20 protein-coding genes are annotated in these 24529 nt (G+C 71.0%); 14 read left to right on the top strand and 6 right to left on the bottom strand.

Annotated elements, in window-relative coordinates; genetic code table 11:
- Positions 1 to 23: 23 nt before the first annotated feature.
- Genes KV396_RS02670 through KV396_RS02645 form a run of 6 tightly spaced genes read left to right on the top strand, consistent with a single transcriptional unit; the run spans position 24 to position 6544 of the window.
- Positions 24 to 1595, top strand: coding sequence for an AAA family ATPase (locus KV396_RS02670; protein ID WP_247956742.1), 1572 nt, complete (start codon positions 24 to 26; stop codon positions 1593 to 1595).
- Entirely contained in the window at positions 1592 to 2284 is a 693-nt protein-coding gene (locus tag KV396_RS02665; protein WP_247956741.1) for a potassium transporter Kef, read from the top strand. The genes KV396_RS02670 and KV396_RS02665 overlap by 4 nt, the downstream gene beginning before the upstream one ends.
- Positions 2281 to 4134, top strand: a complete 1854-nt coding sequence (locus KV396_RS02660) for a VWA domain-containing protein (protein WP_247956740.1) — start codon at positions 2281 to 2283, stop codon at positions 4132 to 4134. Before KV396_RS02665 ends, KV396_RS02660 begins: the two co-directional genes overlap by 4 nt.
- Positions 4127 to 4765 (top strand): phosphohydrolase, encoded by a 639-nt coding sequence (locus KV396_RS02655; RefSeq protein ID WP_247634109.1) that lies wholly within the window; start codon positions 4127 to 4129, stop codon positions 4763 to 4765. The genes KV396_RS02660 and KV396_RS02655 overlap by 8 nt, the downstream gene beginning before the upstream one ends.
- A complete protein-coding gene (locus tag KV396_RS02650; RefSeq protein WP_247956739.1) occupies positions 4758 to 6146 on the top strand; it encodes a phenylacetate--CoA ligase family protein in 1389 nt (462 codons plus the stop codon). Before KV396_RS02655 ends, KV396_RS02650 begins: the two co-directional genes overlap by 8 nt.
- The gene (locus KV396_RS02645; RefSeq protein WP_247956738.1) at positions 6143 to 6544 is read left to right on the top strand and encodes a VOC family protein; all 402 of its coding nucleotides are present in this window, start codon (positions 6143 to 6145) and stop codon (positions 6542 to 6544) included. The genes KV396_RS02650 and KV396_RS02645 overlap by 4 nt, the downstream gene beginning before the upstream one ends.
- Positions 6545 to 6571: 27 nt before the next feature.
- Here the strand turns inward: KV396_RS02645 and KV396_RS02640 are convergent, their stop codons facing one another.
- A complete protein-coding gene (locus KV396_RS02640; RefSeq protein ID WP_247956737.1) occupies positions 6572 to 7774 on the bottom strand; it encodes a pyridoxal phosphate-dependent aminotransferase in 1203 nt (400 codons plus the stop codon).
- 158 nt (positions 7775 to 7932) lie between these two features.
- Positions 7933 to 9018, bottom strand: coding sequence for an alanine dehydrogenase (gene ald, locus KV396_RS02635; protein WP_247956736.1), 1086 nt, complete (start codon positions 9016 to 9018; stop codon positions 7933 to 7935).
- 107 nt (positions 9019 to 9125) lie between these two features.
- Between ald and KV396_RS02630 the strand changes: the two genes are divergently transcribed.
- Complete coding sequence (locus KV396_RS02630) at positions 9126 to 9644, top strand: Lrp/AsnC family transcriptional regulator (protein WP_247625146.1); 519 nt, start codon at positions 9126 to 9128, stop codon at positions 9642 to 9644.
- A gap of 21 nt (positions 9645 to 9665) precedes the next feature.
- On the opposite strand, the gene KV396_RS02625 is transcribed toward KV396_RS02630, so the two are convergent.
- The 3 genes from KV396_RS02625 to aceA form a co-directional block, all read right to left on the bottom strand.
- Positions 9666 to 10097: a hypothetical protein gene (locus KV396_RS02625; RefSeq protein ID WP_247956735.1), complete on the bottom strand. Its 432-nt coding sequence runs from the start codon at positions 10095 to 10097 to the stop codon at positions 9666 to 9668.
- 76 nt (positions 10098 to 10173) lie between these two features.
- A complete protein-coding gene (aceB, locus tag KV396_RS02620) occupies positions 10174 to 11799 on the bottom strand; it encodes a malate synthase A (protein WP_247956734.1) in 1626 nt (541 codons plus the stop codon).
- A 61-nt stretch (positions 11800 to 11860) separates the two neighbouring features.
- Positions 11861 to 13189 carry an isocitrate lyase gene (aceA, locus tag KV396_RS02615; protein ID WP_247625142.1) on the bottom strand — a complete coding sequence of 443 codons (1329 nt, stop codon included), beginning with the start codon at positions 13187 to 13189 and terminating at the stop codon, positions 11861 to 11863.
- Positions 13190 to 13323: 134 nt separating this feature from the next.
- Between aceA and KV396_RS02610 the strand changes: the two genes are divergently transcribed.
- Both KV396_RS02610 and KV396_RS02605 read left to right on the top strand, forming a co-directional pair.
- Positions 13324 to 14796, top strand: coding sequence for an XRE family transcriptional regulator (locus tag KV396_RS02610; protein WP_247956733.1), 1473 nt, complete (start codon positions 13324 to 13326; stop codon positions 14794 to 14796).
- A 67-nt stretch (positions 14797 to 14863) separates the two neighbouring features.
- On the top strand, positions 14864 to 15988 hold the full coding sequence (locus KV396_RS02605) for a DUF6226 family protein (RefSeq protein ID WP_247956732.1): 1125 nt from the start codon (positions 14864 to 14866) through the stop codon (positions 15986 to 15988).
- Positions 15989 to 16041: 53 nt separating this feature from the next.
- Here the strand turns inward: KV396_RS02605 and KV396_RS02600 are convergent, their stop codons facing one another.
- The gene (locus tag KV396_RS02600) at positions 16042 to 17562 is read right to left on the bottom strand and encodes a PucR family transcriptional regulator (protein ID WP_247956731.1); all 1521 of its coding nucleotides are present in this window, start codon (positions 17560 to 17562) and stop codon (positions 16042 to 16044) included.
- Between the two features lie 94 nt (positions 17563 to 17656).
- Here KV396_RS02600 and gabT point away from each other — a divergent pair, with 94 nt between their 5' ends.
- From gabT to KV396_RS02575, 5 genes are all read left to right on the top strand, one after another.
- Positions 17657 to 19018: a 4-aminobutyrate--2-oxoglutarate transaminase gene (gabT, locus tag KV396_RS02595; protein ID WP_247956730.1), complete on the top strand. Its 1362-nt coding sequence runs from the start codon at positions 17657 to 17659 to the stop codon at positions 19016 to 19018.
- 139 nt (positions 19019 to 19157) lie between these two features.
- Positions 19158 to 20537 carry a flavin monoamine oxidase family protein gene (locus KV396_RS02590; protein WP_247625137.1) on the top strand — a complete coding sequence of 460 codons (1380 nt, stop codon included), beginning with the start codon at positions 19158 to 19160 and terminating at the stop codon, positions 20535 to 20537.
- Positions 20534 to 21418 (top strand): universal stress protein, encoded by an 885-nt coding sequence (locus KV396_RS02585; protein ID WP_247625136.1) that lies wholly within the window; start codon positions 20534 to 20536, stop codon positions 21416 to 21418. Before KV396_RS02590 ends, KV396_RS02585 begins: the two co-directional genes overlap by 4 nt.
- The gene (locus tag KV396_RS02580; protein ID WP_247625135.1) at positions 21418 to 22959 is read left to right on the top strand and encodes an APC family permease; all 1542 of its coding nucleotides are present in this window, start codon (positions 21418 to 21420) and stop codon (positions 22957 to 22959) included. The genes KV396_RS02585 and KV396_RS02580 overlap by 1 nt, the downstream gene beginning before the upstream one ends.
- Positions 22960 to 22988: 29 nt before the next feature.
- Positions 22989 to 24464, top strand: coding sequence for an NAD-dependent succinate-semialdehyde dehydrogenase (locus KV396_RS02575; RefSeq protein WP_247634123.1), 1476 nt, complete (start codon positions 22989 to 22991; stop codon positions 24462 to 24464).
- The last annotated feature ends 65 nt before the right edge of the window (positions 24465 to 24529 follow it).

Here is a 24529-nt window from a genome sequence, read left to right as displayed (position 1 = left end):
GCCGCCGCCCGTAGGATGATCGCATGTCCGATCGCTGGAGCCGCGTGTCCGCATCGCCCACCAACCCGGGAGCCGATCACGGCGTCGGGCAGATGACCGCCGAGGAGCTCTTCCGCCCGGCAGCGGCGGCGACCGCGGTGCCTCTCGACGAGAAGCTGCGCCAGGCGTACTACTGGATGGTCAACCGGGCCGTCATCTCCCCGTACTACGACATCGAGTTCTCGCACGGCGACCCGCTCTCGATCGCGCTCGGCGACGCCGATGCCAAGGTCTCGTTGCCCACTCAGGCATCCTTCTCGTCGAACGTGCTGCTGCCACTGCTCACGTTCGCGGTCGGCGGAAAGTGCCTCCTGATCGGCGGGCCGGGGCGCGGCAAGACGACGGTCGCCGTGCTCATGGGCGTGCTCGCCGGCACCGGGGCAGACGAGGTGCGGCGGGCCGTGCAGCAGGGGCAGCCGCAGCTCACGGTGAGCGACCTCGTGGGCATCCCGCTGCCGCGCGACCTCGTCGAGGCCGAGAAGCTCAGCGACATCCGCATCGCGTGGCGCGACTGGCTCGGCCTCCCGGTGAAGATCATCGACGAGTACAACCGCATCCCCACCAAGACGCAGTCGGCGCTGCTGACGATGGTCGCCGAGGGGTACGTCGAGAGCCACGACCAGATGCGACGCACCGCACCGCACGGCGGCGTCGAGAGCTGGTTCTTCACCGCGAACGACGATGCCGGCGGCGGCACGTTCCCGGTGATCCAGGCGCTCCGCGATCGCATGGACGTCACGGTGCAGGCCGCCGGCTTCAACAGCCGCTTCCTCGACGAGCTCATCACGCGGGTCGAGGCGGGGGAGAAGCCCGAGGAGCACGTGCCGGCGGAACTGCGCTTCGATGCGGCCGAACAGGAGCGGATGCGCGCCCTGATCCGCGCCGTGCCGATCCCCGACGGCGTGCGCCACCGCCTGCGGTTCTTCCTCAGCCACTTCGAGTTCGTGCAGCACGGCGGACGCCGTTTCGAGTACCGCACGAAAGACGTCGTGACGACCGCGGGCGGCAGCGTCGGCGAGGTCATCGAGGCGAACAGCGGCGCCGATCTCGAGGTCGACCTCGGCGCCCAGACGCGCAACGGCCTCTCGGTGCGCGCGCTGCAGACCCTCATCCTGTACGCGAAGGCGATGGCCTGGTTCCGAGGAGCGGATGCCGTCGAGCTCGCCGACATCGCCGCGATCCTGCCCTTCGTGCTGCGGGGAAAACTGCTGCCCAACGACACCCACCCGCGCTTCGACGTGGGTGCCGAGCGCGAACTCGCCACCGACACCGTGAGCTGGCTGAACGACCTGTTCGTGCAGTCGTGCCGCCAGTACGACATGCTCGGCCGCGATGCCGACGACCCGGTGACCGCCCTCCTTGGCGAACTCGACCGAGGACTCGACGGTGTGTCGGCTCTCGACGTCTCGCGCCGGATCACCGCGATCGAGGCGCAGCTGCGCCGCATCGCCGGCGTCGGCAAGCTCTACGGCCGCGACTTCGACGACGTGATCGCGCTCAAGTACCTGCACCAGCGCTACACCGCGTTCGCCCGCTGGCAGGAGACCCGCGGGTGATCCGCCGCCCGCTGCAGCTCGCGAATGCGCGGGACTCCTTCCCGCCCGCCTCGCCGCCCGACCTGACGGCCGGGGGACTCGACATCGCCGCCGCGATCGAGGGCGTGCGCCGCGCGCACGGCGAGGTGGGGCTGTTCGTCCGAGCGCTCGCGGCGGGACTCGCGGAGGATGCGGATGCGGCGGCCGATCGCGAGCGCGCCCTCGACCTCGTCGCGATCGCGGCGTGGCGGTCCGGCGCCCTGGCTCTGCGCGACGACGCCCTGACCCGGCTCGAACGCATCGAGCCGGCGGACGAGCGGCGGGCGGCCGCCGCGACCCTCGGGATCGGCATCGACCTGCTCGAAGCGTTCCTGCGTCGGCAGCGCACCGACCGGTTCTGGTGGCCCGGGCGTGCGGACGAGCGCGGTTACGTGCTCGCTACCGGAGGGTTCCGCGGCGTCGGCGGCGCGTGGATCCGTCCGCCGGACCGGGTCGTGCGCCTCGCGGATGCCGGAGCGTTCGCGATCCTCGTCGCGGGGGAGTGGTGGCGTCTCGACGCCGACGTGTGGGGCGCCCGGCTCACGGCATCCGTCGAGCCCGAAGCTGCGGCCTCCGACCCCGCGGCCTCCGCACCCGCAGACGACGGCGTGAGCGTCGTCATCGGGCCCGACACCCACCTCGCCTGGGTGCACGTGCGAGACGCCGCGTGAGGACGGGAAAGGTTCCCCGCGCAGCGGTCGACGAGACCGTGCGCGCGGCCTGGGAGCGCGCGCTCGCGCTGTGGGGTGTACGACTGAACGACCCGATCGTGCTGCCCGGTGCGCACGCGAAAGCCGGGGCGCCCGCCTGGTTCACCTTCCCGCCGTCCGTCTCGATCGACCCCGACTACCTCGCCGGCCGCGGCCTTGCCGACGAGCTCTGGAGCATGCTGGCGCACGAGGTCGGACACCACGTGCTCGCCCCGAGCACCCGGATCGACGGGCTGAAGGTGCGGCATCAGATGGCACGCGCGCTCGCCGCGGTCTCGACGCGCGCACCCGCGCCATCCGATATCGGCCTGCTCGCCAACCTCTGGAACGATCTGCTCGTCAACACCCGGGTCGCGCAGTTGCAGCGGGCCGAGGCGGATGCCGCGGGCGAGCCGGGGATCATCCGTCTCGGTCGTGTGCTGTACCCCGCACCCGCGGGCAGCGCCGATCGACTGTGGTGGGTGTACTGCCGCGCCTACGAGATCCTGTGGCGGCTGCCGGCCGGCACCCTCTGCGCGGTCGACGCCCCGCCCGCCCCGCCGCCCGCCGTCGCGCACGAACAGTTGCCGCCGCTCGACACGATCGCCGAGAGGCACCGCGAGAAGGAGCGCATCCTGCGCGAGCGCAAGGCCGAGAGCGCGCGCATCGCCGCCGAGCTCGCCGGCGCGCGAACGACGAATCCCGTCGTTGATGCCGCGCTGGTCGCCGATGCGGTGCGCACGTTCGGCGCCGACCCGGTGTCGGGTGCGGTGCGGTTCGGGGTGATCGCGGCGCCCTACATCGCCGAACGGCAGGATGCCGCGCGCGAGGTGCCCACCGTCGGCGGGGTCGGCTGCGCGGCCGACGAGAAGGGGCCGAGCGCCGAGGAACTCGGCCGCATCCTCGCGGATCAGCGTCTGCGCGGCGACCTCCCGGCGCATCCGGGGGCGGCGGAGGCGGTGGAGGCGGTGGAGCCTGACGACGACGCGTCGTCGCAGCCCGGACAGCGCCTCGACGTCGCCCGCACGCTGGGGCTCTACTCCGACCTGGATCAGGCCGAGGTGCTCGCGGCCTGGTACCGCACCGAGGCGGCGAGTTGGGTGCGCCCTTACACGCGGCGCGCGCCGGCGCAGCCCGCCGGAGGGCTCCCCGGGCCGCTCGAACTGTGGGAGACCGGAGACGCGATCGGCGACATCGACTGGGCTGCCACCCTGCGCGGCGGTCGGGTCATCCCCGGGGTGACCACGCGGCGCCGCTCGGAACTGGACGACGACCCGGTCGTGCGCGAGACGAGCATCGAGATCGACCTCTACATCGACTCGTCCGGGTCGATGCGCAACCCCCGCGCCGGGTCTCCGGCCGTGCTGGCCGGCACGATCCTCGCCCTGTCGGTGCTCCGCGGCGGCGGGCGCGTGCGCGTGACCAGTTTCTCCGCCGCCGGGCAGGTCGCGGGCATGGAACGCGCCAGCCGCGACCCCGCCGAGATCGTCGGCGCCCTCTGCGTGTTCTTCGGCGGCGGCACTTCGTTCCCGCTGGATCTCTACGACTCCCGCTACGCGGCTCTCCCGCGGGCGACCGAGGAGGTGCAGCGTCATGTCGTGGTGCTCTCCGACGACGGGCTCGTGTCGATGTTCGGCGTCGGGAACGAGCCCTTCGCGGGCGTCGCCCGGGCGGTGAGGGAGAAGCTCACCACGGGTACGCTCGTGCTCATGGACCGACTCCACCGCGTCTCCGACCTCGCCCGGCGCGACGGGTACGACGTGGTGTACCTGTCGAGCATGGACGATGCCCCCGCGGCCTGCGCCGCCCTCGCGGAGCGACTGCATGGCTGAGACGGAGCGGGCGGAGAACGAGCAGGCGTCGACGGAAGAGCTGCTCGCGGCCTGGAGCGAGCGGTCCGGCGGGGAGCAGGAGGCGTGGACGCGCGCCCGCCCGGGCCCCGCACTCGACGCGATCGCCGCCCGGCTCTCGGCGGTGCCGCAGATGTTCCTCGACGACCGCGTCTCCGTGCGCGCGCTCGCGGGTGACGTGCTCGGGATGGCGCCGGCCTGCGTGCGCTTCGCCGGCGATGAGCGCGTGCGCCGGGGAGCGGCGATCGCGCTCTGGATCGTCGCGAGTGAGGAGCTCGTCGCCCCGTTCTCCTCCCCGGTGGGAGGGGGCGCTGCTACCCTCGCGGTCGATGCGCTCGCACTGCGGCTCGCCCCCGTGTCCGACCCGCTGAGCTGGATCTCCGACGACGAGCGGCGCATCGAGGCGGCGCGAACGTTCCTGCTGTGGCGCGGATACCTGCCGGAGGGCGAAGACGCGCAGACCGCCTCGTCTCTGCTCGCCGCGGTCGACTCCCTCGCCCGTGACAAGGCGCTCGCGGACGCCTACGAGGGGCACCGGCATCGCGCCGAGATCGCCCGCAAGCTGCAGGAGGCGCGTCGCAAGGAGGCGGCGGCCCGGTACTCGAGTGAGTGACGCCGAGGGGGTCGGCGTTTCCGACGACCCCGACGCCATCGATCCGCTCGCACTCGCCGAGTACGCACCCGGGGCGGCAGCGGTGCTCACGGATGCCGAGCGCTGGCCGACCCTCGACGATGCGGGGGCCGCCCGCCTCACCCGGTGGCGACGGCATCCCGACGCCCCGCAGTGGACGCACGCGACGGGTGACCGGCTGAGCGCCGCGCAGGTCGAGCGGGTACGGCATCCGCTCCCGACGGATGGATGGCTCGCCGATCATCTGGCCGCGGTTCGCCGCACGCTGCGGCATCGGGCGATGCCCGCGGATGCCGCGCTCGCCGACTACCCGACCACCCGTCGCAGCGACCTCGTCGCCGACCTCGGTGCGCACGTGCCGCTCGATGCCGACCTCGGACGGATGCTGCACGGTACGAGCTCGGGGTCGACCGGTGCCGCCCTGCTGATCCCTGACGACGTCGAGGAGGTCGCACGCGGGTTCCACCTGCTGCGCGCGCTGGCCGCGCAGCAGGGCGCGACCGTCAGCGATGACGGTGAGCGGATGGCGCTCGCGAACCTCGTCTTCCAACGCCAGGCGTTCACCTACGTCTCGGTGATCAGCAGCTTCGCGCACCGCGCGATGGCCCGCCTCAACCTGCACGTGTCGGCGTGGCCGGATGCCGCCGCCCGACGACGGTTCCTCGCCGACGCCGACCCGCAGATCCTCAGCGGGCACCCGACCAGCCTCGCCGAGCTCGTCGATGCGGGGCTCGACGGGGTGCTGCATCCCTCGGTGATCTTCTCGGGGGCGATGGCGCTCTCGGCCCCGCTGCGCGCGCGGCTCGAGCACGCGTTCGGGCGCCCCGTGATCGACGTCTACGGGCTGCACGAGACCCGGCCGATCGCCGCGCGCGCCGACGACGGCCCGTTCCGGGTGCTCGATCGTCGGGTCCTCGTCGAGGCGCTCGATCCTCGCCGCGACGTCGCGGTGCCCGACGGAGAGGTCGGCGAGATCACGGTGACCGCGGGGGAGAACCCGCTGCTGCCCCTGGTGCGCTACCGCACCGGCGACTACGGGCGGCTCGTGCGGTCGGTCGACGGCGCGGTGGGGATCGCCGACCTCGAGGGGCGGGAGAACACCCGCTTCCGCGCGGGCGACGGGTCGCTCGTCGCCAGCGTCGACCTCACCCAGCACCTGCAGGCGCACGGCGCCGAGGGGTGGTCGGTCGTGCAGGGCGACGACGGGGTCGTGCACGCGACGATCGCCGGGGGAGACGCCGCGGCGATCGAGGCGGCGCTCGTCGCGCTGCTGGCGGTGCGGGTCGAGGTCACCGCCGTGGCGCGGGTGATCGACCTCGGCGAGGGCAAGCCGCGACGCTACCGCAGTACACTCGCGGGATGAGCGGACTCATCCCCTACCTCCTCTTCCCCGGCAACGCCGCGGAGGCCTTCGCTCACTACCAGGGCATCTTCGGTGGCGAGCTGCAGCTCTTCGACTACGCCGAGCTCGGTCGCCACGACGGTCCCGCCGATGCGATCGGGCACGGCATGCTGCGCGGGGTCGTCGAGCTCGCCGGGGCGGATGCCGGGGCCGACGACGACGCGGTGCAGATGGGCGGGATGTTCTTCTCGCTGCTGGGAACGGCGGATGCCGACACCCTCACGCGCTGGTTCGACGCGCTCGCCGCAGAAGGTCGGGTCATCTCGCCCTTGACCACCCGCCCGTGGGGCGACGTCGACGGGTCGCTCGTGGATCGCTACGGCATCCGCTGGTTGATCGGGTACCACCCGGAGGAGTGAGGCTCCTCCGGGTGACACCCGGATGCCTCAGGAGGCGAACAGGCGCTGCAGGCGCTGAATGCCTTCGAGCAGCGCGTCGTCGCCGAGCGCGTACGACAGGCGCAGGTAGCCGCTCGGGCCGAAGGCCTCGCCCGGGACGACCGCGACCTCGGCCTGCTCGAGGATGAGGTCGGCGAGCTCGAGTGACGTGGTCGGCGTGACGCCGCCCCAGGTGCGGCCGAGGAGCCCCTGCACATCGGGGTACACGTAGAAGGCGCCGAGGGGGTTCGGCACGACGACGCCGTTGATCTTCGAGAGCTCCGAGACGATGAGCCGGCGACGGCGGTCGAAGGCTTCGCGCATCTGCCCGGCCTCGGTCTGCGGTCCGTTGAGTGCGGCGATCGCGGCCTTCTGGGCGACGTTGTTGACGTTGCTCGTCAGGTGCGACTGCAGGTTGCCGGCGATCTTGATCGCGTCGGCCGGGCCGACCATCCAGCCCACGCGCCAGCCCGTCATGGCGTAGGTCTTCGCGACGCCGTTGACGAGGATCGTCTGGCCGGCGACCTCGGGGACCGCCTCGACGATCGAGACCGCCGCGGTTCCCTCGTACGTGAGGTTCTGGTAGATCTCGTCGCTGATCACCCAGATGCCGTGCTCGAGGGCCCACTCGCCGATCGCCTTCGTCTCCTCGGCGGTGTACACCGACCCGGTGGGGTTCGACGGCGACACGAAGACGAGCGCGGTCGTGCGCGGGGTGCGGGCGGCCTCGAGCTGCGCGACCGTGACCTTGTAGTCCTGGTCGGCACCCGCGAACACCTCGACGGGCGTGCCGTCGGCGAGACGGATCGCCTCGGGGTACGTGGTCCAGTACGGCGCCGGCAGCAGCACCTCGTCGCCGGGGTTCACCACGGTCTGAAACGCCTGGTAGACCGACTGCTTGCCGCCGTTGGTCACGAGCACCTGGCTCGGCGAGACCTCGAGACCCGAGTCGCGCAGCGTCTTCGCGGCGATCGCCTCGCGCAGCGCCGGGAGGCCGGCGGCGGGCGTGTAGCGGTAGCTCGCGGGGTCGGCCAGGGCCTCGGCCGCGGCATCCACGATGAACTGCGGCGTCGCGAAGTCGGGCTCGCCGGCGGCATACGAGATGACGGGCTTGCCCTCCGCCTTCAGCGCCTTGGCCTTCGCGTCGACCTTGAGGGTCGCGGACTCGGCGATCGCGGACAGTTTGCGGGAGAGAGGAGCGCGTTCGGTCACGATTACGAGCGTACTCGGGGGCGCGGGCGTTGTGCGGGCCGCGACGCGAGCAAGATCGTGCGTTCTTGCCACGGGGGAACCCGGCGAGAGGTCGCAACACGCCCCGTCGAGGCGTGCGCGGAGGGCGTGTCGTGACCCCTCACGAGAGTGGAGGAGGCTCAGAGGCCGTGCGCGCGGGCGACCGCGTCGAGGGCGATGCGCCCGCCCTGCACGTTCAGGCCCTTCGCGAGCGACGCATCGTCCGCGGATGCCTGCGCCCAGCCCTTCCCGGCGATCGCCGAGACGTAGGGGAGGGTCGCGTTCGTGAGCGCGCGGGTCGCGGTCTCGGGAACGGCGCCGGGCATGTTGGCGACGCAGTAGTAGATCGAGTCGTGCACCGCGAAGGTGGGGTCGTCGTGGGTCGTGGGTCGCGAACCCTCGAAGCATCCGCCCTGGTCGATCGCGATGTCGACGAGCACCGAACCGGCTTTCATACCGGCCACCATGTCGTCGGTCACGAGCTTGGGAGCGGCCGCGCCCGGGATGAGCACCGAACCGATCACGAGGTCGGCGGTCGCGAGCTCCTCGGCGATGTCGTAGCGGCTCGACGCGCGGGTCTGGAGCGCGCCGCCGTAGCGGTGCTCGAGGTCGCGCAGGCGCGGCAGCGAGATGTCGAAGACCGTGACCTGCGAGCCCAGGCCCAGGGCGTTCGCTGCGGCGTGCTCGCCCGCGACGCCGCCGCCGATCACGACCGTCTTGGCGCGCGGGGTGCCCGCGATGCCGCCGAGCAGAAGTCCGCGGCCACCGTTCGAGCGCAGCAGGGAGTACGAGCCCATCGTCACCGACAGGCGGCCGGCGATCTCACTCATCGGCACCAGCAGCGGCAGGCTGCGGTCGGGCAGCTGCACGGTCTCGTAGGCGACGGCGGTGGTGCCGGCGGCGACGAGCGCCTCGGTCAACGGGCGGTCGGCTGCGAGGTGCAGGTACGTGAAGAGGGTGAGGTCGGGGCGCAGGAAGCCGTACTCCTGCGCGATCGGCTCCTTGACCTTGAGGAGAAGGTCGGCCTCGCCCCAGGCCTCGGCGGCGGTGTCGACGATCTCGGCGCCGACGGCGCGGTAGGCGTCGTCATCGATGCGCGACCCGAGTCCGGCGCCGGACTGCACGAGCACGCGGTGTCCCTCGTGGACGAGACGGTCCGCGCCCGCGGGGGTGAGCGCGACGCGGTTCTCGTTGTTCTTGACCTCGGTCGGCACGCCGATCTTCATCGATACTCCACAGCTCAGGGGCGGTTGTTGCAGAACAGGATCGCAGAAACATCGGCAGGACAACAGATTCCACGAAGATCATTCGCGAATCGTCCGAATCCTGAATAATGATTCGCATGGAGACCTCTACGACCCCGGATCGACCGAACACTCTTCGGGCTCCCGCGCTCGATCCGGTCGACCAGCGCATCGTCGCGCTGCTCGCGGAGGACGGCCGCATGACCAACGCCGAGCTCGCCGGCACGCTCGGCGTCGCCCCGTCGACGGCGCACGCGCGGTTGCGCTCGCTGATCGAGCGCGGCGTGATCACGGGGTTCCACGCGAGCGTGGACGAGCGGATGCTGGGCGCCGGCCTCCAGGCCATCATCGGCGTGAGCCTGCGCCCGAGCGCCCGCCGCGAGAGCATCGTCGAGTTCGCCGACCGGGTGCGCGCGCTGCCGCAGGTGATCCAGGTGTTCTTCCTGGGCGGTGACGACGACTTCCTGCTGCACATCGCGGTGGCGGACTCCTCGGAGATGCGCGAGTTCGTGCTGGAGCACCTCTCGGCCCAGAGCAGCGTCGCCTCGACGCGCACGAGCATCGTGTTCGACTACCACCGCAACTCGGTCGCCGCGTCGTTCACCTGATCCGCGGCGCGAGCTTTCGCGTCAGGCGCCGAAGGCGCTGGGCAGGGCGCAGTAGTCCGCGAAGCGGCGGGTCGGGGCATCCGGGTCGGTGACGTCGACGATGACGGATGCCGCGGTGTGCGGCTGTTCGTCGCCCGCGAGCTGCCAGATCATGAAGTTCCAGAGGCCGCGGGCGCTCGCGCTCACGAGCGAGGCCGGGCCCGAGACGACGAGCACGCGGTCGCTGCGGTCGGTGCGGAACGGCGCGATCACCTCGGTGCGCAGCGCCTCCTCGTCGCCGGCAGGGGAGTGCGCCCGCTCGACGCGCTGTCCCGCCGCGGTCAGCGCCGCGGCGAGATCATCGGCCGCGCGGCGCGAGCGCTCGGCATCCGCCCCCGCCACCGCGAGCAGGCGCCCGCCGTTCGGGTACAGGTGCAGGAACTCGCTCGCGATGTCGCCCCAGAACTCGGTCATGTCTTCAGGCTACGCCCGAGAGCGGATGCCGCGGCCGGTTCAGCCGCGGCATCCGCTCTTCCTCACGGTCAGGACGTCAGTCGAGGTACCGGGCGTAGGCGCCCAGCGTCAGGAAGGTGGGGAACTCCTCGCGCAGCGCGACCTCGCGGAAGATCTCCGCGGCGTCGTCGAACCGGTCGTCGGCACTGCGGGTCGCCTCGCGGAGCACGGCGGAGATGAGCTCCTCGACGTACTCGGCGGTGATCGCCGTGCCGTCCTCCGTGGTGCGGTCCTGGTGGATCCACTGCCACACCTGCGAGCGGCTGATCTCGGCGGTCGCGGCATCCTCCATGAGGTTGTCGATCGCCACCGCGCCCAGTCCCCGCAGCCAGGCCTCGAGGTAGCGGATCGCGACCGACACGTTGTCGCGCACGCCCTTCGACGTGATCGGTCGGCCGATGTGCAGGTCGATCAGATCGGATGCCTGCACATGCACGTCGTCGCGCTGCCGGTCGACCTGGTTGGGCCGGTCGCCGAGCACCGCGTCGAACTCGGCCTGCGCGGTCGGGATGAGATCCGGGTGCGCCACCCAGGTGCCGTCGAAGCCGTCGCCGGCCTCGCGCTTCTTGTCGGCCGCGACCTTCTCGATCGCGCGCGCCGTGGCCTCGGGGTCGCGGCGGTTGGGGATCGAGGCGCTCATGCCGCCGATCGCGAATGCTCCGCGCTTGTGGCACGTCTGCACGAGCAGCTCGGTGTACGCCCGCATGAACGGCACCGTCATCGTGACCTCGCTGCGGTCGGGCAGCACGAAGCGGGCGCCGCGACCCCGGTAGTTCTTGATGATCGAGAAGATGTAGTCCCAGCGTCCGGCGTTGAGGCCCGCGCAGTGGTCGCGCAGCTCGTAGAGGATCTCGTCCATCTCGAACGCCGCCGGCAGGGTCTCGATCAGCACCGTGGCGCGGATCGTGCCGTGGGGGAGACCGATGTACTCCTCGCTGAACGAGAACACGTCGTCCCACAGCTTCGCCTCGTCGCTCGACTCGAGCTTCGCGATGTAGAAGTACGGGCCGCGCCCCGCCTCGATCAGCGCCTGCGCGTTGTGCAGGAAGTAGAGGCCGAAGTCGACCAGCGATCCGGATGCCGCGGTGCGGCGCCCCGCGCGGTCGATGAAGGCGATGTGCTTCTCGGGCAGGTGCCAGCCGCGCGGACGCATCACGATGGTCGGCGTGCGCTCGGCGGTGACGCGGTACTCCTTGCCCTCGGGGGACGTGAACGACAGCTCGCCGCGGATCGCATCGCGAAGCGACAGCTGGCCCTCGACGACGTTCTTCCAGGTGGGGCTCGTGGCATCCTCCTGGTCGGCGAGCCAGACCCGCGCGCCCGAGTTGAGGGCGTTGATCGTCATCTTCGGATCGGTCGGTCCGGTGATCTCGACGCGACGGTCCTCGAGGCCGGGTCCGGCACCGGCGACGCGCCACGAGGCGTCGTCGCGGATGTGCGCCGTGTCGGCCCGGAAGTGCGGGTCGTGCCCGTTGCCGATCTCGAAGCGGCGGCGCATGCGGTCGGCCAGCCGGTCGTGGCGACGCGATGCGAACCGGTGGTGCAGTTCGGTGAGGAACGCGATCGCCGCGGGCGTGAGGATCTCGTCGTAGCGGTCGTGCAGCGTACCGGTGATCTCGATCGCCGGACCCTGCAGGGTCGGGGTGGGGGGTGTGATGGTCATGATGGGTCCTTGTCTCGTGGGGGTGCTTCGACAGGCTCAGCAACCCGGTGAAGAGGGAGGGTCAGTGGAACTGCGCGGTCTCGGTGGAGCCGGCGAGGGCGAGAGTGGCGCTGTCGGGGTTGAGCGCCGTGGAGATCACGTCGAAGTAGCCGGTGCCCGCCTCGCGCTGGTGCTTGGTGGCGGTGTAGCCGTCGGCCTCGGCGGCGAACTCGGCCTCCTGCAGCTCGACGTACGCGCTCATGGCGCGATCGGCGTAGCCGCGGGCGAGGTCGAACATGGAGTAGTTCAGGGCGTGGAAGCCGGCCAGCGTGATGAACTGGAACTTGTAGCCGAGGTCGGCCAGCTCCTGCTGGAACGTCGCGATCTCGGCATCCGACAGGTGGCGCTTCCAGTTGAAGCTGGGTGAGCAGTTGTAGGCGAGCAGCTTGCCCGGGAACTCGGCGTGGACCGCCGCGGCGAAGGCGCGCGCCAGCTCGATGTCGGGCTCGCCCGTCTCGACCCAGAGCAGGTCGGCGTAGGGGGCGAAGGCCAGGCCGCGGCTGATGACCGCGTCGATGCCCGGCGTCACGCGGTAGAAGCCCTCGGGCGTGCGCTCGCCGGTGGTGAACGCCTGGTCGCGCTCGTCGACGTCGCTGGTGAGCAGGTCGGCGGCGAGGGCATCCGTCCGGGCGATGATGACGGTCGGGACGCCCGCGACGTCGGCCGCGAGCCGTGCCGCGTTCAGCGTGCGGATGTGCTGCTGGGTGGGCACGAGCACCTTGCCGCCGAGGTGGCCGCACTTCTTCTCGCTGGCGAGCTGGTCCTCCCAGTGGATCGCGGCGGCGCCGGCCTGGATCAGCGACTGAGCGAGTTCGTAGGCGTTGAGCGGTCCGCCGAATCCGGCCTCGGCGTCGGCGACGATCGGGGCGAGCCAGTCCTGCGTGATCTCTCCTTCGCCCGCCGCGGCCTCGGCGTGCTCGAGCTGGTCCTGACGCAGCAGCGCGTTGTTGATGCGGCGCACGACGGCCGGCACCGAGTTCGCCGGGTACAGCGACTGGTCGGGGTAGGTCTGGCCCGCGAGGTTGCCGTCGGCGGCGACCTGCCAGCCCGAGAGGTAGATCGCCTTGAGCCCGGCGCGCACCTGCTGCACGGCCTGGCCGCCGGTGTAGGCCCCGAGTGCGCGGATGTAGTCCTCGGTGTGGAGCAGGTTCCAGAGGTTCTCGGCGCCGCGGTGGGCGAGCGTCGACTCCTCGCGGATGGACCCTCGGATGCGGATGACGTCGGCGGCGGTGTAGGTGCGCTCGACGCCGTCCCAGCGGGGATCGGTGTCCCAGATCTCCTGGAGCTCGGCGGCGGTCTGGACCTGGTCGCCGGCTCGCAGACCTGCGGGGCGGGGTGCGTGCGTCGTCATGGTGTCTCCTTCGGTCGATCCGGCGGCGGTGCCGGGTGGCGTGTGATCCACTGTGGGTGAAGAACGGATGCTTCGATGAAGGGTTTCCCTGTGAAGATCGGTCGAAATTCTGTTTCTGTGACAGAATCGCCGTCATGGACCCTTCGACAGGCTCAGGGACCCCGGCGGGAACCGCAGAAGAGACCGACGCCCTCACGATCGGACGGCGTATCCGCCGTCTGCGCACCGCGCGGGGGATGACCCTCGACGACCTCGCCTCCGCGGTGGATCGTGCGCCGAGTCAGCTGTCGATGATCGAGACGGGCAAGCGCGAGGCGAAGCTGTCGCAGCTCCAGGCGATCGCGCGCGCCCTCGGGGTGACGCTCGACGCTCTGCTCGAGGGCGAGCCGCTCGACGAGCGCAGTGCGATCGAGATCGCGCTCGAACGCGCGATGAAGGGGCAGACGTTCCAGGCGCTCGGCATCGAGCCCTTCCGTATCGCGAAGTCGATGCCGACCGAGGCGCTCACCGCCGTGCTCGCGCTGCACGGCGAGATCGACCGACTCCGCGACGAGCGGGCGGCGACGCCGGAAGAGGCCCGGCGGGCGAACGTCGAGCTGCGTCACCTCATGCGCCGTCAGGACAACCACTTCGCCGACCTCGAGCAGAAGGCCGCCGAGATCCTCGACGCGGTCGGCCACCCGGGCGGCCCTCTCACTCAGCGCACGGCATCCGAGATCGCCGCCTATCTCGGCTTCACCCTGCATTACGCGCCTGATCTGCCGCAGACCACCCGCAGCGTCGCCGATCTCGCGCACGGGCGCCTGTACCTGTCGAGCAGCGTGCCGGCCAAGGGCGACGCCCGCACCGCGGTGCTGCAGGCGCTGTCGAGCCGCATCCTCGGGCACTCCGAGCCGCGCAGCTACGCCGAGTTCCTGCGCCAGCGGGTCGAGACCAACTACCTCACCGGTGCGCTGCTGATCCCCGAGGCGCACGTCGTCCCTGCGCTCCGCGACGCGAAGGCGCGACGGGCGATCTCGATCGAAGATCTGCGCGACACCTACTCCGTCTCGTACGAGACGGCCGCGCACCGCTTCACGAATCTCGCGACGCGGCACCTCGGCATCCCCGTGCACTTCCTCAAGGTGCACGAGTCGGGCACGATCACGAAGGCGTACGAGAACGACGACGTGAACTTCCCCGCCGACCGTCTCGGTGCGATCGAGGGCCAGATGTGCTGCCGCAGGTGGACCAGCCGGGTGGTGTTCGACGAGGACGACCGCTTCAATCCCTATTACCAGTACACCGACACCGGCAACGGCACCTACTGGTGCACGGCCAGGGTCGAGGCGTCGAGCGAGGGGCTGCACTCGGTGAGCGTGGGGGTGCGCTTCGACGACACCAAGTGGTTCGTCGGACGCGACACTCCCCACCGCGGAGTCTCGAAGCATTCGGTCGAGGTGTGCTGCCGCCGAGCCCCGGCCGACCTCGAGGAGCGCTGGCGCGACAACTCCTGGCCGAACGTGAAGACCCCGCGCACGCTGCTCGCGACGCTTCCGACCGGATCGTTCCCGGGCGTCGACACGACCGACGTGTACGAATTCCTCGAGGCGCACGCGCCGGAGTGAGGGTGCTCGTTAGGCTCATCGGACTCGGCGCGATGACGACGCCGGGGGTGAGGAGAGGAGCGACACGATGACCAGCGACATCTTTCCCGGGCCCGTCGGCGCGCCGCCGGGGGCCGCCTCCGCCACCCTGAGCTTCGGTCCGCTGACCGCCGCTCCGGGGCCGGTGCGGTTCGTCGAGGGCTTCGAATCCTTCGCAGACCTCGTCGAACGCGAAGGAGCCGTTCCGACGGAGCTGGCGGAGGACTTCCCGGCGCTGTGGAGGTTCATCGCCGAGCATCCGATCATCGCGGATTCGGCCGCCCTGGCGGAGTCCGCGGCGCGCTTCCTCGGCAACGCGATCGCCGTCCTGCATCCCGCTGCCACGTGGCGTGCGACGCCCGACCTCGAGGTCGGCACGAACACGCGCTCGATCCCGGTGGCGGGTCTCCTGCAGGGGATCCTCACGCACCCCGAGCGGCTCGACGACTTCCGGGAGATGCTCGCCTCCTGGGAGCAGGACGATCTCGACGACCAGGAGATGCAGGCCCTCACCCGCGACGTGCCGGAGCCGGCGCTGGTCGTCCCGCCGGTCGAGTACCGTCGTCCGACTCTTCCGACGCGCGAGTACGCCGACGACGAAGGGCGCATCATCCGGTACGGGAGCCGGTGGGCGGGCGGCGCTCCGCCCGAGGACGCGTACTCGCGGGAGTCGCATCCGGAGCGCTTCGAACCGCTTCGCCTCGTCGTCGATGCCCTCGTCGACCACCTCCGCAGCGGGTACGAGACCGAGGTTCGCGAGGAGGGAGGGCCCGAGGGCGCCCGCCGCATCGTGCTGGAACCGCCCACGGGTGCTCCGATCACGCTCACGGCGAGCGGGCCGGGCGTCCAGGTGGAGGCCGGTGCGCTCTTCCGGGCGATCATCCCCTCCTGCACGTGCGATGCGTGCGACGAGACCGCCGAATCCGCGGCGGATGAGCTCGAGAGGACGCTTCTTGCGATCGCTGCGGGCGGACTCCGCGAGCGGTTCCCCGTCGGACGCCGCGCCTGGCAGCTCACGCAGCTGGTCTCCCTCGGCGGAGAGGGGCGATCGAGCAGCTCGGGGGCGGCTCCGGAACTGCCCGAAGAGGTGCGCGAGCAGAAAGCCGCGGTGCTGCGCGATCTCGACGACGGCTGGTGGCCCGCCTGGCCGCTCCGGACGGTGCCGTCCGCGTAGCGCGTTCGCGGGTCGACCCGCGTTCGCTGCGACGGGAACGTGCTCTCCGCGCCTCAGTCGCGCGCCGTCTCCAGCAGGGCCCACAGCTCGGCGCGCGCCGGGAACGACGACAGGTCGATGTCGAGCAGCGTGCCCGCCTGGGCGATGCGCGAGCGGAGGGTGTGGCGGTGCACCCCCAGGGCGGTCGCGGCCTGTTCGGCGCGTGCGTCGTTCTCGAGCCACACCCGCAGCGACTGCTCCAGCCCCGACCCGGTGCCGGTGTCGTGGGCGCGCAGCGGTGCGAGGCGCGACTCGGCGACCAGGCGCGCCTCGTCGGTGGCCAGCGCCGACAGGATGCTCGAGCCGACGGCGTCCGCGAATCGGGCGGCGCCCGGCGTGCTCCGCTGGCGCAGAGCGGTGAGGGCCTGGGCGTGCGAGCGGGAGAACGCGGCGTAGGAGTCGGGTTCGGAGACGCCGATGCGGATGCCGAAACGCGCCGCCAGCTCGTCGAGGAGCGCGTCGTCGTCGGCCGCGACGCACATCGTCACTCCGTCGTCCGACTCGGCCAGGAACGACGCCACGCCGTGCTCGGTGCGCTGACGCTCCCACCAGTCCACGAGGGCGGTGGCCGGGGCATCGCCGGAGACGGCGACGACGATCGGTGCGATGGGAAGCGCCCCGAGCACGCGCCGCGCGATCGACGGATCGTCGGTGAGCAGAGAGCGCAGCAGCTGGGAGTGCAGGCGTCGCCGGCTGCGCGCCTGCTGCTCGCTCTGCTCGAGGGCCAGCCCCGACATCGCGATCACCGAGGTGACGACGGCACGGGCCTCGGCGTCGAGCGCGTCGATCTCGAGGGCGATCACTCCGCGCAGGTGCCCCCCACGGCCGACGGTCGAGAGGAGGAAGGTGCGCCCGTCGAGCGTGAGCGAATGCCCGGCCTCGAGCCCGCGGGCGAGCACCTCGGCGACGCGCTCGCCCAGGGCGTCGAGCAGCTCGCGGTCGACCGCATCGCGCGCGGGGGAGTGCAGCAGGGCGCCCGCGGCGTCGAACATCCCGGCCCACACGCCGAGCCGACGGCTGAGCTCGGTGATGATCGCATCGAGTCCTCGGGGGCGGAGGGCGGCCAGTGCGAGCCCACGCTGTGCGTCGAGCGCCCAGGAGCGTCGAGCGTAGGCCTGCGCGGCGATGGCTTCGGAGTGGGCGCGGGCGATGGCGATGAAGGGGGTGCGATAGGGCACTTCGAAGAGCGGGATGCCGTGCAGGGCGCAGGCGTCGACCAGGGCCTCGGGGATGCCGGAGCGGTGCACCTCCGTGCCGAACCCGAGTCCGAGTACGCCGCGGTCGGCGAGTCGGGCGACGTACGCGCCGATGTCGGATGCCGAGTCTCTTTCGGATGCCGCGTCGAACTGCGTGCCGGTGGTGAGGAGGGCGAGGTCGTCGGAGAGGAACGGGGTGGGGTCGGCGAGGTCCGAACTGTGCACCCAGCGCAACGGCCTCTCGAGGGCGCCGACCGGGAGTGCGGCCGGTTGCGACACCAGACGGAGGTCGAGATCGCGGCGCCGGAGGAGGGCCTGCAGAGTGGGCTGATCGGCCATGCGCCGCCTCTCTTGTACGTCTCGGCGAAGTCTCGTCCTCGATTGTACAGTCGGGCGAATGCGCGATGTCGGTGCCCGGTCGTACGCTCGCGACATGGCACTCCTCGACACCGCATCCCCCGTCGTCCCTCTCGGAGGACCCGAGCTCCCCCAGGAGCGTCGCCTGGTCACCGACCTGCCCGGCCCGCGCTCGGCCGAGCTGCTGGCCCGCAAGGCGGATGCCGTGGCCGCGGGTGTCGGTCACACGGTTCCCGTTGCGGCGGTCGCCGCGGGTGGCGGCGTGGTCGTCGACGCCGACGGCAACTCGCTCATCGACCTCGGCTCCGGCATCGCCGTGACCTCGGTCGGCAACGCGCACCCGAAGGTCGCCGCCGCCGTCGCCGCGCAGGCCGCGCAGTTCACGCACACCTGCTTCATGATCTCGCCCTACGAGTCGTACGTCGGCGTCGCCGAGGCGCTCAACCGCATCACGCCCGGCGACTTCGTCAAGAAGAGCGCCCTGTTCAACTCGGGAGCCGAGGCGGTCGAGAACGCGATCAAGATCGCCCGCAAGCACACGGGTCGTCAGGCCGTCGTCGCCTTCGACCACGGCTACCACGGCCGCACCAACCTCACGATGGCGCTCACCGCCAAGTCGATGCCCTACAAGAGCGGTTTCGGCCCGTTCGCGCCCGAGGTCTACCGGGCACCGATGTCGTACCCGTTCCGCGACGGTCTCGAGGGTGGGGAGGCCGCAGCCCGCGTCATCCTGCAGCTCGAGAAGCAGATCGGCGCCGACAACCTCGCCGCCGTCATCATCGAGCCCATCCAGGGCGAGGGCGGTTTCATCGTGCCCGCCGAGGGCTTCCTCCCCGCGATCGCCGAGTGGTGCCGTGCGAACGGCGTCGTCTTCATCGCCGACGAGGTGCAGACCGGTTTCGCCCGCACGGGGCACATGTTCGCGAGCGAGATCTTCGGCATCGAGCCCGACCTGATCACGACCGCCAAGGGCATCGCCGGTGGTCTGCCGCTCGCCGCCGTCACCGGCCGCGCCGAGATCATGGACGCCTCGCACGCCGGTGGACTCGGCGGCACCTACGGCGGCAACCCGATCGCCTGCGCCGCGGCCCTCGCCTCGATCGACGTGTTCGAGAACGACGGAGTGATCGAGCGCGCACGCGAGATCGGCGAGATCCTCACCGCGCGTCTGCTCGACATCCAGAAGAGCGACGCCCGCATCGGCGACGTGCGCGGACACGGCGCGATGATCGCCGCCGAGTTCGTCGACCCCGAGACGAAGGCGCCGGATGCCGCGCTCACGGCCGCGGTCGCGAAGGCCGCCATCGCTCAGGGCGTGATCGTGCTCACGTGCGGCACCTACGGCAACGTCATCCGCTTCCTCCCGCCGCTCTCGATCGGCGACGAGCTGCTGAACGAGGGCCTCGACATCGTGGCGGCGGCGCTCGCCGCGGCGTAGCCGACGGGCGCGCTCGCGCCACCCGGAAAACGTCCGGCCGCGACCCTGATCGGGGGATTGGGGGTCGCGGCCGGCACTCTTCACCACAGATCCACCCCGACAGATTCACCCGACAGTTTCATCCGACGAAGGAGTTGCAATGGCTGAGATCACGCGAGACGTCCTCATCATCGGCGCCGGCGCCGCCGGCCTCACGGCGGCGAACGACCTGCGCAAGGCGGGACTGTCGGTCGCCGTCCTCGAGGCGCGCGACCGCGTCGGCGGGCGTCTGTGGACCGATGTCATCGACGGTGCCATGCTCGAGATCGGCGGCCAGTGGGTCTCACCCGACCAGCAGGCTCTCATCGACACGATCGATGAGCTCGGCCTCGAGACCTACAGCCGCTACCGCGAGGGCGACAGCGTCTACGTGGGCCCCGATGGCAAGACCTCGCGCTTCACGGGCGAGATGTTCCCCGTCTCCGCCGCCACCGAGAAGGCGATCGCCGAGATCACCGAGCGCCTCGATGCGATGGTCGCCGAGATCGACCCCGACCGTCCCTGGGCGCACCCGAAGGCCGCCGAGTGGGACGCCGTCACCTGGGATGCGTGGCTCCGCCAGCAGACCGACGACGACGAGGCCGTGCGCAACCTGGCCTTCGCCACCGGCTCCGCGATGCTCACCAAGCCCACCCACGCGTTCTCGCTGCTGCAGTCTCTGCTGATGGCGGCATCCGCGGGTTCCTACTCCCACCTCGTCGACGCCGACTTCATCCTCGACAAGCGCGTCGTGGGCGGTCTGCAGCGGGTGCCGATCCTGCTCGCCGAGCGGCTCGGCGACGACGTCCTGCTGAACCAGCCCGTGCGTTCGCTCGAATGGGGCGCGACCGGGGTGACCGCCACGACCGACGACCTCACCGTCCGCGCGCGTTTCGCGATCCTCGCGCACGCGCCCGTGCTCTACAGCCGCATCTCGTTCGTGCCGCCGCTTCCGCGCCGTCAGCACCAGCTGCACCAGCACCTGTCGATGGGCTTCGTCATCAAGGTGCACGCCGTCTACGACCGGCCGTTCTGGCGCGAGCAGGGGCTCAGCGGTACCGCGTTCAGCCCGTACGAGCTGTCGCACGAGGCCTACGACAACACCAACCACGGCGACGAGCGCGGCACCCTCGTCGGCTTCGTCTCCGACCAGAACGCCGACGACCTGTTCGAGCTGTCGGCCGAGGAGCGCAAGGAGCGCATCCTCGAGTCGCTCTCGCACTACTACGGCCCCGAGGCCAAGAACCCCGTCGTCTACTACGAGAGCGACTGGGGCACCGAGGAGTGGACGCGCGGCGCCTACGCCGCGAGCTTCGACATGGGTGGTCTGCACCGCTACGGCGCCGACCTGCGCGCCGCGGTCGGCCCGATCCACTTCGCCTGCAGCGACATGGCCGGCGCGGGGTACCAGCACGTCGACGGCGCGATCCGCATGGGCCACCTCGCCGCCGAGAACATCATCGACGCGGGTCGTGCCGGCACGGCAGCGAGCGGCGCATGACCTCCGCGATCGTCGTCGGGTACACGGCGACGGATGCCGGGGCGGATGCCGCGGCCCTGGGCGCGCGTCTCGCGCGCAGCCTCGATGCGACGCTCCACCTGGTGATCGTGCTCCCCGCCGAGGGGACGCGCAGCCCGGTCGTCCCGCCCGAGCGGGCCTATGAGGACCACATCCGCGCCCAGGCGAAGCGGTGGCTGGAGGACGCGATCCTGCGCCTTCCGCACGAGGTGCACAGCCGCGGTCACGTGCGGATCGCCGAATCGTTCGCCGAGGGCCTCATCGCCGCCGGCGAGGAGTTCGATGCCCGCCTGATCGTCGTGGGCGCGGCCGCCGGCAGCCTCTTTGGCCGGCACCGCCTCGGCTCGGTCGCCTCGGAGCTGCTGCACTCCTCGACCATCCCGGTCGCGCTGGCACCCGCGGGCACGGCGACGCAGGACGACCACGTCGTGCCGCGCGTCACGGCCGCCGTCGGAACCCGACCGGGCGCCGAGGTACTGCTCGACGAGGCCGCGGCGCTCGCGGCCGACGGAGGCGTCGACCTGCGACTCGTCTCGCTCGTACCCTTCGACGTTCCCCCGGGACTCGACACCGGCGCGATCCGCGTCGTCGGCGAGGAGCACGCCCACGAGGTGCTGGCCCGGGCGAAGGACCGTCTTCCCGACACCCTCGGTGCCGTGGTGGAAGAGGCCCCCGGAGACAGCGTCGAGGACGCCGTCTCGAATCTCTCCTGGCTCCCCGGCGAGGTCGTTCTCGTCGGCTCCAGCAGGCTCGCACAGCCGCGACGCCTGTTCCTGGGCAGCACGGCGGCGAAGATGCTGCACGAGCTGCCCGTTCCCATGATCGTCGTCCCGCGCACGCGCGGGGAAGCAGGAGACCGCTGATGAGCAGCACGAATCGGGCGACGGAGCCCGAAGCAGTCACCACCGGCCTGTCGAGCAAGGGCCTGAGCGCCGGCACCATCGGGCTCATCGGAGCCGTCGTCATCGGCATCTCGTGCATCGCCCCGGCGTACACGTTCACCGCCGCGGTCGGCCCCACGGCATCCACCGTCGGTGCGCAGATCCCCGCGATCATCCTCGTCGGCTTCATCCCGATGCTCCTCGTGGCCTTCGGCTACCGCGAGCTCAACAACCGGATGCCCGACTCGGGCACGTCGTTCACCTGGGCCACTCGCGCGTTCGGGCCGTGGATCGGGTGGATGGCGGGATGGGGTCTCGTCGTCGCGACGATCCTCGTCCTCTCCAACCTCGCCGGCATCGCGGTCGACTTCCTCTTCCTGTTGATCTCCCAGATCACGAACAACCCGGCCATCGCCGACCTCGCGAGCGTCACCTGGATCAACATCGGCGTCTGTCTGCTCTTCATGCTCGGCGCGACCCTCGTGTCGTACCGCGACATGCAGACCACGCAGAAGCTGCAGTACTGGCTCGTGGGCTTCCAGCTGCTCGTGCTGGTCTTCTTCGCCGGTGCGGCGATCGTGCAGGCGGTCAGCGGCAACGGCTTCGACTACCAGCCGTTCGACCTGAACTGGTTCAACCCGTTCGCGATCTCGTCGTTCAGCGCGGTCGCCGCCGGGCTCTCGCTCTCGATCTTCATCTTCTGGGGGTGGGATGTCACCCTCACGATGAACGAAGAGACCAAGGACCCCGAGAAGACCCCGGGTCGCGCGGCCACCGTCACCGTCGTCACGATCGTGACGCTGTACCTGCTGCTCGCGGTCGCCATGATCATGTTCGCGGGCGTCGGAACGGGCGAACTCGGGCTCGGCAACGAGGAGATCCAGGAGAACGTGTTCTTCCACCTCTCCGGGCCGATCCTCGGACCGCTCGCGTTCCTGGTCTCGCTCGCCGTTCTCACGAGCTCGGCGTCGTCGCTGCAGTCGACGTTCGTCGGCCCCGCCCGCACGCTGCTCGCGATGGGCCACTACGGCGCCCTGCCCAAGTCGTTCGCGAAGGTCAGCCCCCGCTTCTTCACCCCCGGGTACGCCACCATCGTGTCGGCGATCGTGGCCTCCGCGTTCTACGCGGTCATGCGCGTCGTCAGCGAGAACACGCTGTGGGACACCATCCTCACGCTCGGCATGATGATCTGCTTCTACTACGGCATCACCGCGTTCGCCTGCGTCTGGTACTTCCGCAAGCAGTGGTTCGACTCGGTGCGCAACGTGTTCTTCACGTTCCTGTTCCCGCTCGTCGGCGGGGCGATCCTCGCCGTGCTGTTCGTCACGACGCTGATCGACTCCATGGACCCGGCCTACGGCTCCGGTGCCCAGGTCGGCGGCGTCGGGATCGTGTTCATCCTCGGCATGATCATCATCGTCGTCGGCATCGCGGTGATGATCTGGAACGCCGTCAAGCGCCCCGCGTTCTTCCGGGGGCAGACCCTCGGCATCGACGCCCCGCCGAGCCTCCGCCGCCGCTGACCCCCTCGCCTCCTCAGAGAAAGAGAACCATGACCACGCAGATCGCACCGGCCGAGCAGGCCCTCCTCGACAGCATTCCCACCGGCCTCTTCATCGGTGGCGAATGGACGGATGCCTCCGCCGGCGGCACCTTCGACGTCACCGATCCCTCCACCGGGGCCGTGATCCGCACGATCGCCGACGCGACGCCGGACGACGGCATCCGCGCCCTCGACGCGGCCGTCGCCGCGCAGGAGTCGTGGGCGGCGACCGCGCCGCGCGTGCGCAGTGAGATCCTGCGCCGTGCGTTCGACCTCGTGCAGCAGCACAAGGAGGACCTCGCGCTGCTCATGACGCTCGAGATGGGCAAGCCGCTCGCCGAGGCACGCGGAGAGGTCGTCTACGGCGGCGAGTTCCTGCGCTGGTTCAGCGAGGAGGCCGTGCGCATCAGCGGCCGCTACGGCATCAACCCCGAGGGCACCGGGCACATGGTGGTCTCGCAGCGCCCCGTGGGACCGTCGTTCTTCGTGACGCCGTGGAACTTCCCGTTCGCGATGGCGACGCGCAAGATCGCCCCGGCGCTCGCCGCGGGCTGCACCGTCGTGATCAAGCCCCCGGCACTCACGCCGCTGACGACCATCTTCTTCACCAAGCTGCTCGAAGAGGCGGGGCTCCCGAAGGGCGTCGTCAACGTCGTGCAGACCTCGAAGTCGAGCGCCCTCTCGGCGCCGATCATCGCCGACCCCCGGCTGCGCAAGCTGTCGTTCACGGGCTCGACCGAGGTGGGTCGCAAGCTCATCGCCCAGGCCGCCGAGGGTGTGCTGCGCGTGTCGATGGAACTCGGCGGCAACGCCCCGTTCGTCGTGTTCGATGACGCCGACCTCGACAAGGCCGTGGAGGGCGCGCTGCTGGCGAAGTTCCGCAACATCGGCCAGGCCTGCACGGCCGCGAACCGCTTCATCGTGCACGAGGACGTCGCCGACGAGTTCGCCCGCAAGGTGACCGAGCGCGTCAATGCGATGAAGGTCGGCCGCGGCACGGAGGAGGGCGTGGCGATCGGCCCGCTCATCGACGAGGGCGCGGTCGCGAAGGCCTCCGAGCTCGTCGGCGACGCCGTCGAGCGCGGCGCCAAGCTGCTCGCCGGAGGCAAGGCCCTCGACGGCGTCGGCACGTACTACGAGCCGACCGTCCTCACCGACGTCGTCCCCGGCAGTGCGATCCTGCGCGAGGAGATCTTCGGACCGGTGCTCGCGATCTCGACCTTCTCCACCGAGGAGGAGGCCGTGCGTCTCGCCAACGACACCGAGTACGGGCTCGTCTCGTACGTGTTCACCGAGAACCTGCAGCGCGGGCAGCGGATGATCGACGGCCTCGAGACCGGCATGATGGGTCTCAACGTGGGCGTCGTCTCGAACGCCGCGGCACCGTTCGGCGGCGTCAAGCAGTCGGGTGTCGGCCGCGAGGGCGGATTCGAGGGCATCCACGAATACCTGTCCACCAAGTACACGCTCATCCCGGTCTCCTGACCCAGACACCGGCGTGGGTCCCTGAGCCCGTCGAAGGGTCCCACGCCACCACGAGAGGACACGCC

Origin of the sequence: Microbacterium galbinum (assembly GCF_023101185.1) — a bacterium.
Taxonomy (GTDB): Bacteria; Actinomycetota; Actinomycetes; order Actinomycetales; family Microbacteriaceae; genus Microbacterium; species Microbacterium galbinum.
This window is presented reverse-complemented; position numbering and strand designations above follow the sequence as displayed.